The organism is Streptomyces sp. NPDC036984 (assembly GCF_055607665.1).
Map to the genome: position 1 here is coordinate 268592 of NZ_JBVJRL010000006.1, position 14238 is coordinate 282829.

The following is a 14238-nucleotide window of genomic DNA, read 5'->3' on the forward strand; positions in this document are numbered from 1 at the left end:
GGCTACAGGGGCGTGACGTACGCGCCGGCGATTCCGCCGTCCACCAGGAAGTCGGTGGCGTTGACGAAGGAGGAGTCGTCGCTGGCCAGGAAGGCGACGGCGGCGGCGATCTCCTCGGCCTCGGCGAACCGGCCGAGCGGGATGTGCACCAGGCGGCGGGCGGCCCGCTCGGGGTCCTTGGCGAACAGTTCCTGGAGCAGAGGCGTGTTCACCGGGCCCGGGCAGAGGGCGTTCACCCGGATGCCCTCACGGGCGAACTGCACGCCCAGTTCACGGGACATGGCGAGGACACCGCCCTTGGAGGCCGTGTACGAGATCTGGGACGTGGCCGCGCCCATACGGGCCACGAAGGACGCCGTGTTGATGATGGAGCCCTTGCCCTGGCGGCGCATGTACGGGATGGCGGCCTTGCAGCACAGGTAGACGGAGGTGAGGTTGACCTCCTGGACGCGCTTCCACGCCTCCAGGCCGGTCTCCAGGATGGAGTCGTCGTCGGGCGGGGAGATGCCGGCGTTGTTGAAGGCGATGTCGACGCTGCCGTAGGTGTCGTACGCGGTCTTGAACAGCGCCTCTACCTGCTCGGGGTCGGTGACGTCGACCTTCACGAAGAGCCCGCCGACCTCGTCGGCGACGGCCTTGCCGCGGACCTCGTCCACGTCCGCGCAGACCAGGTGCGCGCCCTCGGAGGCGAGCCGGCGGGCGGTGGCGAGTCCGATGCCGCTGCCGGCTCCGGTCACGACGGCGGTACGGCCGACCAGGCGGCGGCAAACAAAGTTGTCGGTCACTGTGCGGGGCCCTCCGTGCTGATGAAGACGTTCTTGGTCTCGGTGAAGGCGGTCAGGGCGTCGGGGCCGAGTTCACGGCCGAGGCCGGACTGCTTGAGGCCGCCGAACGGGGTCCAGTAGCGGACGCTGGAGTGGGAGTTGACGGACAGGTTGCCCGCGCGGACGGCCTGGGACACGCGCAGGGCGCGCCCGAGGTCCCGGGTCCAGACGGAGCCGGAGAGGCCGTAGGGGGTGTCGTTGGCGAGGCGGACGGCGTCCTCATCGTCGGTGAAGGGCAGCAGGACGGCGACGGGGCCGAAGATCTCCTCGCGGGCCGCCCGGCTGTCGTGGCGTTCGCCGGTGAGGACGGTCGGCGCGAACCAGAAACCGGGGCCGTCGGGTGCGCTGCCGCGCAGGGCGGGGGCGTCCTCGGGGACGTACGACCGTACGCGCTCCACCTGCTGACGGGAGATCAGCGGACCCATCTGGGTCTTCTCGTCGGCGGGGTCGCCGACGACGACGGTGGCGAGCGCGTCGGCGAGGAAGGCGCGGGCCTCGTCGTACACGGACTCCTGGACGAGGATGCGGGTGCGGGCGCAGCAGTCCTGGCCGGAGTTGTCCAGGAAGGAGAAGGGGTCGAGCGCGGTCTTCAGGTCGGCGTCGGCGAAGACGACGTTGGGGCTCTTGCCGCCGAGTTCGAGGGTGACCGGCTTGACCAGGCGGGCGCAGCGCTCCATGACCTCGCGGCCGGTGCGGGTGGAGCCGGTGAACACGATCTTGGCGACGTCCGGGTGATCCACCAGGGCGCGTCCGGCGGTCGCGCCGTAGCCGGGCAGCACCTGGAAGAGGTGCTCGGGCAGGCCCGCCTCCAGGGCGAGTTCGGCGAGGCGGAGCGCGGTGAGCGGGGTGCTCTCGGCGGGCTTGAGGACGACCGCGTTCCCGGCCGCGAGCGCCGGGAAGGAACCCCACGCGGCGATCGGCATGGGGAAGTTCCAGGGGGCGATCACGCCGACCACACCCAGGGGTTCCTGGAAGGTGACGTCCCAGCCGCCGGGGACGGGGATCTGCTTGCCGAGGAGGCGTTCGGCGCCGCCGGCCGCGTACAGCAGCAGATCGCGTGCGTTGCCGGCCTCCCAGCGGGCGTTGCCAAGGGTGTGGCCGGCCTCCCGGACCTCCAGCCGGGCGAGTTCCTCGATGTGGGCGTCGACGACGTCGGCGAAGCGGCGCAGCAGCCGGGCCCGGTCGGCGGGGGCGAGGGCGGCCCAGTTCCGCCCGGCCCGTGCGGCCCGTGCGACGGCGGCGGCCACGTCCTCCTCGCTCGCGGCGGGGACGGTGGCGACGACCTCTTCCGTGGCGGGGTTGAGTACGCGGAGTTCGTGCGCGTCAGTCAAGGGGCGACCTTTCACAGGCGTTCGAAGGAGCGGCGCAGCTCCCAGTCGGTGACCGCGGCGTCGAAGGCCTCCAGCTCGACGCGTGCCATGTTGCGGTAGTGCGCGACGACCTCGTCGCCGAAGGCGGCCTTGGCGATCGGGCTGTTCTCCCACAGCTCGGCGGCCTCGCGCAGGGTGGTCGGAACGTGCTCGAAGCCGGCGGTGTAGGCGTTTCCGGGGCAGGGGCCGGGGAGTTCGAGCTTCTGCTCGATGCCGTACAGGCCGGCCGCGATCAGGCCGGCGACGGCGAGGTGCGGGTTGACGTCTCCGCCGGGGAGGCGGTTCTCGAAGCGCAGGGAGCGGCCGTGGCCGACCACCCGCAGGGCGCAGGTGCGGTTGTCATGGCCCCAGGCGACGGCGGTCGGCGCGAAGGAGCCCGGCTGGAACCGCTTGTAGGAGTTGATGTTGGGGGCGTAGAGGAGTGAGAAGTCGCGGAGGGCGGCCAGCTGTCCGGCGAGGAAGTGGCGCATGACCTCGGACATGCCCCCGTCCAGGTCACCCGCCATGACGTTGGTGCCGTCGGCGTCGGTGAGCGAGAGGTGGATGTGGCAGGAGTTTCCCTCGCGCTCGTTGTACTTGGCCATGAAGGTGATCGAGACGCCCTCCTGGGCGGCGATCTCCTTGGCTCCGGTCTTGTACAGGGCGTGCTGGTCGCAGGTGACGAGGGCCTCGTCGTAGCGGAAGACGATCTCGTGCTGGCCGGGGTTGCACTCGCCCTTGGCGGACTCGACGGTGAGGCCGGCGCCGGCCATGTCGTTGCGCAACCGGCGCAGCAGGGGTTCGATGCGGCCGGTGCCGAGGATGGAGTAGTCGATGTTGTACTGGTTGGCCGGGGTCAGATCCCGGTAGTTCGCGTTCCAGGCCTGTTCGTAGCTGTCCTTGAAGACGATGAACTCCAGCTCGGTGCCGACCTGGGCGGTGTAGCCGAGGGCGGCGAGCCGCTCCAGCTGGCGGCGCAGGATCTGGCGCGGGGCGGCGACGACCGGGGAGCCGTCGTTCCAGGCGAGGTCGGCGATGAGCAGCGCGGTGCCGGGGTGCCAGGGGACGCGGCGCAGCGTGGAGAGGTCGGGGTGCATGGCGAAGTCGCCGTAGCCGCGCTCCCAGGAGGACATCTGGTAGCCGTCGACCGTGTTCATCTCGGTGTCCACGGCGAGCAGGTAGTTGCACCCCTCGGTGCCGTGGTGCAGGACCTCGTCGAGGAAGAAGCGGGCGGCGAACCGCTTGCCCTGGAGACGCCCTTGCATGTCGGGGAAGGCCAGGACGACAGTGTCGATCTCACCGCCCGCGACGAGGGCGTGCAGTTCCTCGACGCTCAGCGGGGGTGTGCGGTCTGCCACGGGAGAGCCTCCTTCGGCGCCTACGCGCTTTTTCGGCCGGGCCGGGAGCCATAAGGTATTGCGGAGAACCATTGCTTGGGAAGGGGGTGCGGCCGATGTCGCGGGAGACGGATCCGGGTGGGCCGGTCGACCGGCTCACTCCGGTGCTGCGGCCGGTGCGGGCGGGCAACGGCTTCGAGGAGGCGCTGGAGCAGATCCTCCAGGTCGTCCGACTGGGCCTGGTGCCGGGCGGCGAGCGGCTGCCGGCCGAGCGGGACCTGGCGGAGCGGCTCGGGATCAGCCGGGTGACGCTGCGCGAGGTGCTGAAGGTGCTCCAGGACCAGGGGCTGGTGGAGGCGCGGCGCGGGCGGTACGGCGGAACGTTCGTGCTGCCGCGCCCGGACGCGGGCGGCGAGGACGAGCTGCGGCGCCGGATCGCCGAGGTCGACATCGAGGACGTGCTGCGCTTCCGCGAGGTGCTGGAGGTGGGCGCGGCCGGGCTGTGCGCGGCGCACGGACTGACGAAGGAGCAGGCGGATCGTCTGCGCGAGGCGCTGGACCGCACCCATGAGGCCCCGCTGGCGGACTACCGGCGGGCGGACACGCTGCTGCACCTGACGCTGGCCGAGCTGTGCGGGTCGCCGTCGCTCACCGCGCAGTACGCGGCGGTGAGGGCCACGGTCAACGACCTGCTGGACTGCATCCCGCTGCTGGTGCGCAACCTGGAGCACTCGCAGCGGCAGCACACCGCGCTGGTGGAGGCGGTGCTGGACGGGGACGCGGACGGCGCGCGGGAGATGATGCGCGAGCACTGCGCGGGCACGGCGGCCCTGCTCCGGGGCTTCCTGGCCTGAGCCGGATCTGCAAAGGTTTTACTGCGCACCTTTGAAGCGGCCGTCGTGACTCCGGCGCCGTGGAGCGAGCGCCTCGAAGCGAGCACCATCGAAGTCCAGGGAGGGCAGCATGACCGTACGGCCGCTGATCGGCGTGAGCACGTATCTGGAGACCGGCGCGCGCTGGGGCGTGTGGGAGCTGGAGGCGGTGCTGCTGCCGGCCGGCTATCCGCGGCTGGTGCAGCGCGCCGGCGGGCTGGCCTTCCTGCTGCCGCCGGACGCTCCCGAGCGGGCCGCCGCCGCGGTGGCCCGGCTCGACGGGCTGGTCATCGCGGGCGGCCCGGACGTCGACCCGGCCCGGTACGGCGCCGAGCGCTCCCCGCGCACGGGCCCGCCCGCGCCGGAGCGGGACGCCTGGGAGCTGGCGCTCATCGAGGCGGCGCTGGCGGCGCACGTGCCGCTGCTCGGCATCTGCCGGGGCATGCAGCTGCTGAACGTCGCCCTCGGCGGCACGCTCGTCCAGCACCTGGACGGGCACGCGGAGATGGTCGGGATGTTCGGCGGGCACCCGGTGAAGCCGGTGCCGGGGACGCTGTACGGCGGCATCGTGGCGGAGGAGCTGACGGTGCCGACGTATCACCACCAGGCGGTGGACCGGCTCGGCGACGGGCTCGTGCCCTCGGCCCACGCGGCGGACGGCACCGTGGAGGCCGTCGAGCTGCCGGCGGACCGGGGCTGGGTGCTCGGGGTGCAGTGGCACCCCGAGATGGGCGAGGATCTGCGGGTCATGCGGGCTCTGGTCACAGCCGCCTCCTGAGCCGGCCCGGTGCGCCGCGCCGCCGTCGTCCGCCCCGGCGGCCCACACACCGACGGCCGCCGCCGTCCGCCCGGCGGCCCGCTCGCCGAAGGAGGCCGTCATCCCCCAGCGGCCCGCTCGCCGAAGGAGGCCCCGTCATCTTCGCGTCAGCGACAGCAACTCCCGCGCCGGGCCTGTCGGCCGGTGCCCCGTCGGCCACACCGCTCGCAGATCCCGGCGCAGTGACACGCCCTCCACGGGGATGCTGACCAGCCGTCGCATCGCCAGCTCCTCCCCCACCACCAGTTCGCTGAGGACCGAGGGGCCGGCGCCGCTGACCGCGGACGCCTTCACCGCCGTCGTCGAGGACAGCTCGATCAGCGGGCGGGCCAGGCCGCCGAGCGCCGCGTCCAGGACCTGGCGGGTGCCGGAGCCGCGCTCGCGCAGGATGAGCGGGGTCGCGGCCAGCTCCGCGGCCGTCAGGGGCCGGCGGCGGCGGGCCCACGGGTGGCCGGGCGCGGTGACGACGATCAGGCGGTCGCGGGCGATGACCGTGGAGTCCAGGCCGGCCGGTACGGTCAGGCCCTCCACGAAGCCCAGGTCCGCCTCGCCGGTCAGCAGGAGCTCCGCGACCTTCGCCGAGTTGCCCGCGAGAAGCGAGACGGCCGTGTCGGGGCGCTCGGCGTGCAGCGCGAGGAGCCAGCCGGGCAGCAGGTACTCGGCGATGGTCATGCTCGCCGCGACCCTGAGCCGCGAGTCGCGCCGGTCCCGCAGCGCCCGCGCGCCCGCGTCGAAGGCCGCCGCCGCCTCCACCACCCGGCGGGCCCAGTCCGTCACCAGGACGCCCGCGTCGGTGAGCCGGGAGCCGCGCGGCGAGCGGTCCACCAGGGCCACCCCCAGCTGCCGTTCCATGGAGCGGACCCGGCTGCTGGCGGCCGGCTGGGTGATGCCCACCTCGCGTGCCGCCGCGCCGAGACTGCCCAGTCGCGCCACCGCGAGCAGCAGTTCCAGCGCGGCGAGGTCCGGCACCCGGTGCGCCAGCGACGCCGTCCGCTCGGATGTGGTCTGCTCTCGCTGTTCCCCCGCTCCAGTCATAAGGACAGTTTATGTATCCATAGACAGGAACTTCCTGGTCACAAGGGACCGGCGGGACGATCATGGGGCCATGATCACCGCAGCTCCGTCTCCGTCCCCCGGCCGTACCGCCGGGCTCCGGCACGTGGGGCCGAACTGGTACGCCTCCGTCATGGGCACCGCCATCGTCGGCTCGGCCGGCGTCGCGCTGCCCGGACCCGTGCCCGTGCCCCGTGATGCCTTAGCGTTCGCCTGGGCGCTCTCCCTGTGCATGCTCGTGGCCCTGCTGGGCGCCCGGGCCCTGCACTGGGCCCACCACCGCGACCAGGCCCGCGCCGATCTCCTCGACCCCGCCATGGCGCCGTTCTACGGCTGCCTGGCGATGGCGCTGCTCGCGGTGGGCGGCGGCGCGATGACGACCGGTCAGGACTGGATCGGCACCGAAGCGGCCGTCGCCCTGGACACCGTGCTGTTCACCGCCGGTACGGTGATCGGGCTCGGGACGGCCGTGGCCGTGCCGTACCTGATGGCCGTCCGGCATCGCGTCGAACCCGGCCAGGCCACCCCGGTGTGGCTGCTGCCGCTGATCCCACCCATGGTGTCGGCTTCGCTCGGCCCCCTGCTGGTACCGCATCTGCCGCCGGGCCAACCCCGGGAGACGCTGCTGCTGAGCTGCTTCGGGCTGTTCGGGCTGAGCCTGCTGGCCGTCCTGCTGATGCTGTCGCTGATCTACGCCCGGCTGATCACCGGCGGGCCGCTGCCGCTCGCGCTCACCCCGACCCTGTTCGTGGTCCTCGGCCCGCTCGGGCAGTCCACCACCGCCGTCGGCCTGATCGCGGACCTCGCACCCGGGGTGGTACGGGCCCCCTACGACCGCGGCCTCGGGGTCTTCGCCGTGCTGTACGGGATACCGGTCCTGGCGTTCGCGCTGCTCTGGCTGGTGCTCTCGGCCGCGTACGTGGTGCGGGCCCGGCGGCGGGGCATGGGGTTCTCGATGAGCTGGTGGGCCTTCATCTTCCCGGTGGGCACCTGCGTCACCGGCGCCGCGGCCCTCGCCCGGCACACCGGTCTGCTGGTGTACTCCGCCCTGGCCGTCGGTCTGTACGTGGTGCTGGTGGCCGGCTGGCTCGTGACCGCCTGGGGCACCGTGCGCGGCCTGCTCAGCGGCGAGCTGCCCGCAGGGCCGCGGCCAGCACCCGCGGGGCTTCCGTCAGGGACGGTCCGTACCAGGTCAGGTGCCGTCCGCTGACCAGGGCGCAGGGCAGGCCCACAAAGGCCTCCGGGCCGTCGTCCGCGGTGAAGCGGTAGGGCTCGTCCGGCAGCACCACCAGGTCCGGGCGGCCGGTGAGCAGTTCGTCCGGCGGGATGCGGGGGTAGCGCTCCGGGTGGGTGGCGTACACATGGCCGACGCCGAGGCGGGCCAGGACGTCGCCCGCGAAGGTGTCCCGGCCGAGGACCATCCAGGGGCGCCGCCAGACCGGTACGACCGCCGTCCTGCGCTCCGCCGGCGCGGGCAGGGACGCCCAGGCCGCCTCGGCCTCGGCCAGCCAGGCGGGCCGGCCGGACGCGCCGCAGGCGGTGAGCACCCGGTCCAGCTCGGTGAGCGCCTGCGGCACCGTGCGCACCTCGGTGACCAGCACCTCGACGCCCGCCGTCCGCAGGGCGTCGAGGTCGGGGGCGCGGTTCTCCTCCTCGTTGGCGATCACCAGGTCGGGGGCGAGTGCGCGGATCCTGGTCACGTCCGGGTTCTTGGTACCGCCGATCCTGGTGACGTCCAGGTCCGCCGGACGGCTGCACCAGCCCGTGGCGCCGACGAGGACCCCGGGCAGCGTCACGGCGACGGCCTCGGTGAGGGAGGGGACCAGGGAGACGACTCGCACTAGGCAGCCCCGGCCAGGGCAGCGCCCCGCAGGGGCGCTGCGAACTGCGCGACCAGCCACAACGGACCCGCAGACGATCGACGACCCCTCATGCGCCCTCTTCCGTAATTCTCAGCGGGAGCGGTCCTGCACCGCTTCGATGTGCTCGGCCACCGCCACCACGATCACCCTCGTGTCCGCCACCGTCGCCCGCCACCGGTGCCGCACCCCACCCGTCAGATACAGGGTGTCGCCGCGCCCGAGGCGGTACGCGCGGCCCTCCGCCTCGATCTCCACCGCGCCGTCGGCGACGTACATCAGCTCGTCGTTGCGGTGCTGGAACTCGCGGCCGGCGTCGTGGTCGCCGGTGAACTCCGATGCGTGCAGTTGGTGGTGGCCGCGCACCAGGGGGCGGGTGCTCGGGGTGAAGTCGCCCTCGGGGACGGGCTCGGCGCGGACCACGTCCACGCTGGCCGCCGGGTCGGCGGCGGCGAGGAGTTCGACGGCCGTGGTCCGCAGGGCGTCGGCCAGCTTCTCCAGGGAGGTCCGGCTCGGGCGGGCCCGGTCGTTCTCGACCTGGCTGAGGAAGGGCACCGACAGGCCGCTGCGCTCGGCCACGACGGCGAGGGTCAGTTCCAGCGCACGGCGGCGCCGCCGGACGGCCGCGCCCACCCGCACGGGCTGCTGCTCTTTGTGGTCGCCCATCGCTCCGGCTCCCTCCCTCGCTCGTCGTGCCGCTGTCCGGGTGCCCGCCCCGGGGCACCTCTCTTCCGATGACTTCTCTGCACCCTACGCATGTTCGGCAAACCGTTTCACGTGCCTGTCACATCCCTGACATGACCGTGATCCCCACCCTCACAGTTCGCGCCAGCGTCTCGGGGCCGGTGAGCGGCCCGGGACGCGGTCGCCCGGGCGGATGAATATGCCGACCAGCTGGGCCTGCGGCCTCTGCACAGGCCATGGTTCATCACTCGGGGTGATTGGCCTGATCCTTTCCGTAGGCGGAACGGCATGAGGGGCGGGCGCCGCCGGACGCGCGTCGGCGTCCGGCGGCGCCCGCCCCTCGGGAGGCGGTCCGGGCCGGTCAGGTCACCCGGCCGCCTGGCTGGTGGCGCCCTTCTTGACGACGGGGGCCCACGTGTCGACCAGACCGGGGTGCTGCCGCAGCCAGCCGCGCACGGCGTCCTGCTCCTTGCCCTTGCCGGCCTTCTGGACGGACGCCTCCAGGCTCGTCAGCTGCCCCTCGGTCATCGAGAAGTCCTTCAGCCACCGGCCGACCTGCGGGTTGTCGGCGGCGAAGCCCTTGCGGGCGAGGGTGTGCACGCCGTCGCCCCTGCCCCAGGCGCCCTTCGGGTCCGTCAGCTTCTTCAGGTCGTACTCGCTGTACGCCCAGTGCGGCGACCACAGGGTGACGACGACCGGCTGTTTGCGGGCGTAGGCGCGCTTCAGCTCGGCGAGCATGGCCGGGGTGGAGCCGTCGACCACCTCGTAGCCGCCCTGAAGGCCGTACTCCTTGAGCACCTTGTCCTTGAGCAGGCCCATCATGCCGGCGCTGGGCTCGATGCCGACGATCTTGCCGCCGAACTCGGAGGCGTGGTCCTTCAGGTCCGCCAGGGAGTCGACGTCCTTCACATAGGAGGGGACGGTCAGCTCCAGGGAGGTCGGGCCGTACCACTTGCCGAGGTCGTCCAGCTGCTTGCCGTACTTCGCCCAGTACTCGGCGTGGGTGGTGGGCAGCCAGGAGTCGGTCTGGAAGTCGAGCTGGCCGGTGGCGAGGCCCGTGTAGAGCGGCCCGGCCGCGTACTGGGTGGTGGTCACCTTGAAACCGCGTTCCTGAAGGATCTCCTTCCAGAGGAACGTGGAGGCGATGCCCTCGTCCCAGGGGATGTAGCCGATCCTGATCTCCTTGCCCTTGCCGACGTCCGTGCCGGACGCCTCGGAGGTGCCGGCGGAGGAGCCGAAGATCCCGAGTCCGCCCGCGACGAGGGCGAGGACGACCACACCGACCACGGCGACCGCCGGGCGCGGGCGGTACGACCACGCGCGCGTGGGGGCCTTCGCGGCGGCCCTGCGACCCAGCGGGGAGAGCTGGGTACCGAGCGCGCCGGTGACGCGGTCCAGGTAGATGGCGAGGACGACGATGCCGACGCCCGCCTCGAAGCCGTAGCCGATGTCCAGCCGGCCGATGGCCTCGTTGACGGCGCCGCCGAGGCCGCCGGTGCCGACCATGCCCGCGATGACGACCATGGACAGACCCAGCATGATCACCTGGTTGACGCCGGCCATGACGGTCGGCAGGGCGAGCGGCAGCTGGACCCGCCACAGGATGTCGCGCGGGGTGGTGCCGAACGCCTCGGCGGCCTCGACCAGTTCCGCGTCGACCTGCCGGATGCCCAGCTCGGTCATGCGGACGCCGGGCGCGAGCGCGAAGATCAGGGTGGCGACGACACCCGCGGCCGTGCCCAGCCCGAAGAAGAGCATGGCCGGGATCAGCAGCACCATCGAGGGCATGGTCTGGAGCAGGTCCAGCAGCGGCCGTACGGCGGCGCTGACCGCCCTGGAGCGGGCGGCCCAGATGCCCAGCGGGATCGAGATCACCAGGGCGATCACGGTCGCCACGAGGACCAGCGCGAGCGTGGACATGGCCCGGTCCCACAGGTCGAGCGAGTCCACGAGGGCGAAGCCGGCGAAGGCGAGGAGGCCGGCGAGCAGGCCGCGCAGCCACCAGGCGATGACGGCGAGGATGCCCGCCGTCAGGAGCGGTGCCGGGGCGGTGAGCACGGCGTCGAGGCCGTCGTACATGCCCTCCATGACCGCCTTGACGGCGTCGAACAGCCAGGACAGGTGGTCGACCAGCCAGTCGACGCCGGACTCGACCCAGTCGCCGAGGTGGATCCTAGGCACGGCCGATCACCTTCCTCGGGTTGCCGCAGGCCGTCGGCGCGCTCTGCTCGTCGCCGAGGAAGCCGACCAGGCGCCGCCGGGGTACGACCCCGACGAGGGTGCGGTCGGCGGCGAGGACGGCGACCGGGTGGGACAGCCGGGCGCTGAGGGCGCACAGCTCGGTGAACGGCGTCTCGGGGGTCGCGGTCTCGCAGCCGCAGTCGGCCTCGTCGCCGCGCAGCTCGGTGTCCATCACGGCGGCGGCGGTCAGCACGCGGGAGCGGTCGACGTCCTGGATGAAGGAGGCCACGTAGTCGTTCGCGGGGCGCAGCAGGATGTCCTCCGCGGTGCCGGTCTGGACGATGCGGCCGTCGCGCATGACGGCGATGCGGTCGCCGAGCCGCATCGCCTCGTTGAGGTCATGGGTGATGAAGACGATGGTCTTCTTCAGGGTCTTCTGGAGTTCCAGCAGCTGGTCCTGCATGTCCCGGCGGATCAGCGGGTCCAGGGCGCTGAAGGACTCGTCCATGAGCAGTACGTCGGCGTCGGTGGCGAGGGCGCGGGCGAGGCCGACGCGCTGCTGCATGCCGCCGGACAGCTCGTCGGGCCAGGACGTCTCCCAGCCGGCCAGGCCGCACAGGGCGAGCGCCTCGTCGGCGCGGCGTTCGCGCTCGGCGCGGGGCACGCCCTGCACTTCCAGGCCGTAGGCGGCGTTGTCGCGGACGCTGCGGTGCGGGAAGAGCGCGAAGTGCTGGAAGACCATGCTGATCTTCCTGGAGCGCAGCTCGCGCAGGGCGCGGTCGGTGAGCGCGGCCAGGTCCTGGCCGTCGTGGCGCACGCTGCCCGCGGTCGGCTTCAGCAGCCCGTTGAGCATGCGCAGCAGGGTGGACTTGCCGGAGCCCGACAGGCCCATGACCACGAAGATCTCGCCGGCCTCGACGCGGAAGGAGGCGTCGATGACGGCGGCCGTCGTGCCGTCGGCACGCAGCCCCGCCCGGTCGGCGCCCTGCCGCAGGCGTTCCACTGCCGCGTCCGGTCGTCTGCCGAACACCTTGAACAGGTGCTCCGCCTCAAGTCTGGGTTGCACGCGTACCTCTCGTCTCGGGGACAGGGACAGGAGACGAAGAGTCGCCGACAGTTGAAAAGAGCAACCAGCCTCGCTCCGAGGCGGCACCTCCCCAGGTCAAGCCGGGGCAAACCCGCAAGTGGCCGGGCTCACGGGGATGCGCATCGCGCAACGCGTTCCGGGGCGAAGAGGCGCTGTCGGTGCCGTACGGCATGATGCGAGCGTGACCGGACGACTCATGCTCCTCGACACCGCCTCGCTGTACTTCCGCGCCTACTTCGGCGTCCCGGACTCCGTGAAGGCGCCGGACGGCACGCCGGTGAACGCCGTGCGCGGACTGCTGGACTTCATCGACCGGCTGGTCAAGGACCACCGGCCGGAGGGGCTGGTGGCCTGCATGGACGCCGACTGGCGCCCGCAGTGGCGGGTGGACCTCATCCCCACGTACAAGGCGCACCGGGTCGCCGAGGAGCGCACGGGCGTGCCGGACGAGGAGGAGGTGCCGGACACGCTCGCCCCGCAGGTGCCGGTCATCGAGGACGTGCTGGACGCGATCGGCATCGCGCGCGTCGGCGTCGCGGGGTACGAGGCCGACGACGTGATCGGCACGTTCACCGCGCACGCGAAGGGCCCGGTGGACATCGTCACCGGCGACCGCGACCTGTACCAGCTGGTGGACGACGAGCGCGAGGTCCGTGTGCTGTATCCACTGAAGGGCGTCGGCACGCTGCAGCTGACCGACGAGGCGGTGCTGCGCGAGAAGTATGGCGTCGACGGGCGGGGGTACGCGGATCTGGCGCTGCTGCGCGGCGACCCGAGTGACGGCCTGCCGGGCGTGGCCGGCATCGGCGAGAAGACGGCCGCCAAGCTGCTCGCCGAGTTCGGTGACCTGGCCGGGGTCATGGCGGCGGTCGACGACCCGCGGGCGAAGCTCACGCCGTCGCAGCGCAGGCGGCTCACCGAGGCCCGGCCGTATCTCGCGGTGGCGCCCAAGGTGGTGCGGGTGGCCGACGACGTGCCGCTGCCGCAGGTCGACACCGTCCTGCCGCACGCCCCGCGCGACCCGGCAGGGCTTCAGGAGCTGGCGCGCCGGTGGGGGCTGGGCGGCTCGCTGGAGCGGCTGCTGGTCACCCTGGCGCACTGAGCACGGCCGTCGTCCACCGGAATATTCCGGCAAAGGGCTCTCATCGGAGCCTCATAAATGAGGTGTTGAATCGGAGCGGGATGCTAACTTAGGTAAACCTAACCAATCTTGCAGGAGGCCGTGATGGCAGAGCGTCCGGGACGAAAGCCGCGCAAGCCCTATACCGCCCAGGTGGTGCGTACCGAACGGCTGACCCCGCACATGCAGCGTGTGGTGCTCGGCGGCGAGGGCCTGGCCGGATTCGCCGCGGACACCTGCACCGACCACTATGTGAAGTTGCTGTTCGGCCCCGCCGGTGTCAGCTACCCGGAACCCTTCGACCTGGAGCGGATCCGCGCCGAGTTCCCACGCGAGCAGTGGCCGGTGACCCGGACCTACACCGTGCGCGCGTGGGACCCCGTACAGCGGGAGCTGACCCTGGACTTCGTGATCCACGGCGACGAGGGCCTGGCCGGACCGTGGGCCGTCCGCGCCCGGCCCGGCGACACGGTGCGCTTCATGGGCCCCGGCGGCGCGTACGCGCCCGACCCGGAGGCCGACTGGCATCTGCTCGCCGGTGACGAGAGCGCGCTGCCCGCGATCGCCCGCGCCCTGGAGACCCTGCCCGCCGGCGCCCGTGCGCACGCCTTCATCGAGGTCTCCGGTCCCGAGGAGGAGCAGAAGATCGACACCGAGATGCAGGTCGTCTGGCTGCACCGCGGGGACCGGCCGGTCGGCGAGGCCCTGCTGGAGGCCGTGCGGGTGCTCGAGTTCCCGGAGGGCCGGCTGCACGCGTTCGTGCACGGCGAGGCGGGCTTCGTGAAGGAGCTGCGCCGGCTGCTGCGGGTCGAGCGGCAGACTCCGCGCGAGGACCTGTCGATCTCGGGCTACTGGCGCCTCGGGCACAACGAGGACGGCTGGCAGGCGTCCAAGCGGGAGTGGAACGCCCGCATCGAGGCCGAGCAGGAGAGCAGCACGGCCGTAGCCGCCGCCTGAGCACGCGGTCCGGCAGCCCACCACCCGTCCGGGGGCAGAGCCCCCGATACTCCTTGGCCGCTACGGCGACGAGGCCCGACAGCGACTGCGTCCTCTCG

The 14238-nt window shown here is 72.5% G+C and carries 13 protein-coding genes; 5 read left to right on the forward strand and 8 right to left on the reverse strand.

Going from position 1 to position 14238, the window contains the following annotated elements:
• Positions 1-2: 2 nt before the first annotated feature.
• The 3 genes from ACZ7DL_RS14750 to ACZ7DL_RS14760 are packed head-to-tail and all read right to left on the reverse strand — an operon-like array spanning position 3 to position 3531.
• Positions 3-785, reverse strand: coding sequence for a 3-oxoacyl-ACP reductase (locus tag ACZ7DL_RS14750; protein ID WP_470774424.1), 783 nt, complete (start codon positions 783-785; stop codon positions 3-5).
• A complete protein-coding gene (locus ACZ7DL_RS14755) occupies positions 782-2155 on the reverse strand; it encodes an aldehyde dehydrogenase family protein (RefSeq protein WP_470774426.1) in 1374 nt (457 codons plus the stop codon). The genes ACZ7DL_RS14750 and ACZ7DL_RS14755 overlap by 4 nt, the downstream gene beginning before the upstream one ends.
• Before the next feature lie 11 nt (positions 2156-2166).
• Positions 2167-3531 (reverse strand): glutamine synthetase family protein, encoded by a 1365-nt coding sequence (locus ACZ7DL_RS14760; RefSeq protein ID WP_470774428.1) that lies wholly within the window; start codon positions 3529-3531, stop codon positions 2167-2169.
• 95 nt (positions 3532-3626) lie between these two features.
• Here ACZ7DL_RS14760 and ACZ7DL_RS14765 point away from each other — a divergent pair, with 95 nt between their 5' ends.
• Together ACZ7DL_RS14765 and ACZ7DL_RS14770 are read left to right on the forward strand one after the other, a co-directional pair.
• Positions 3627-4364: a FadR/GntR family transcriptional regulator gene (locus ACZ7DL_RS14765; protein ID WP_470774429.1), complete on the forward strand. Its 738-nt coding sequence runs from the start codon at positions 3627-3629 to the stop codon at positions 4362-4364.
• Between the two features lie 109 nt (positions 4365-4473).
• Positions 4474-5160, forward strand: a complete 687-nt coding sequence (locus ACZ7DL_RS14770) for a gamma-glutamyl-gamma-aminobutyrate hydrolase family protein (protein ID WP_470774431.1) — start codon at positions 4474-4476, stop codon at positions 5158-5160.
• A 135-nt stretch (positions 5161-5295) separates the two neighbouring features.
• Here ACZ7DL_RS14770 and ACZ7DL_RS14775 read toward each other — a convergent pair whose 3' ends face one another.
• Positions 5296-6234, reverse strand: a complete 939-nt coding sequence (locus ACZ7DL_RS14775) for a LysR family transcriptional regulator (RefSeq protein ID WP_470774433.1) — start codon at positions 6232-6234, stop codon at positions 5296-5298.
• A 70-nt stretch (positions 6235-6304) separates the two neighbouring features.
• Between ACZ7DL_RS14775 and ACZ7DL_RS14780 the strand changes: the two genes are divergently transcribed.
• Positions 6305-7462, forward strand: coding sequence for a TDT family transporter (locus tag ACZ7DL_RS14780; protein ID WP_470774434.1), 1158 nt, complete (start codon positions 6305-6307; stop codon positions 7460-7462).
• On the opposite strand, the gene ACZ7DL_RS14785 is transcribed toward ACZ7DL_RS14780, so the two are convergent.
• From ACZ7DL_RS14785 to ACZ7DL_RS14800, 4 genes are all read right to left on the reverse strand, one after another.
• Positions 7374-8093: a helical backbone metal receptor gene (locus ACZ7DL_RS14785; protein WP_470774435.1), complete on the reverse strand. Its 720-nt coding sequence runs from the start codon at positions 8091-8093 to the stop codon at positions 7374-7376. The two genes, ACZ7DL_RS14780 and ACZ7DL_RS14785, sit on opposite strands and share 89 nt — an antisense overlap.
• Positions 8094-8204: 111 nt before the next feature.
• Entirely contained in the window at positions 8205-8777 is a 573-nt protein-coding gene (locus ACZ7DL_RS14790) for a helix-turn-helix domain-containing protein (RefSeq protein WP_470774437.1), read from the reverse strand.
• A 384-nt stretch (positions 8778-9161) separates the two neighbouring features.
• Positions 9162-10976, reverse strand: coding sequence for an ABC transporter permease/substrate binding protein (locus tag ACZ7DL_RS14795; RefSeq protein ID WP_470774439.1), 1815 nt, complete (start codon positions 10974-10976; stop codon positions 9162-9164).
• On the reverse strand, positions 10969-12042 hold the full coding sequence (locus ACZ7DL_RS14800; protein WP_470774441.1) for a quaternary amine ABC transporter ATP-binding protein: 1074 nt from the start codon (positions 12040-12042) through the stop codon (positions 10969-10971). Before ACZ7DL_RS14800 ends, ACZ7DL_RS14795 begins: the two co-directional genes overlap by 8 nt.
• Before the next feature lie 202 nt (positions 12043-12244).
• Between ACZ7DL_RS14800 and ACZ7DL_RS14805 the strand changes: the two genes are divergently transcribed.
• On the forward strand, positions 12245-13165 hold the full coding sequence (locus ACZ7DL_RS14805; RefSeq protein ID WP_470774443.1) for a 5'-3' exonuclease: 921 nt from the start codon (positions 12245-12247) through the stop codon (positions 13163-13165).
• A gap of 123 nt (positions 13166-13288) precedes the next feature.
• Positions 13289-14140: a siderophore-interacting protein gene (locus tag ACZ7DL_RS14810; protein ID WP_470774445.1), complete on the forward strand. Its 852-nt coding sequence runs from the start codon at positions 13289-13291 to the stop codon at positions 14138-14140.
• Positions 14141-14238 lie beyond the last annotated feature (98 nt).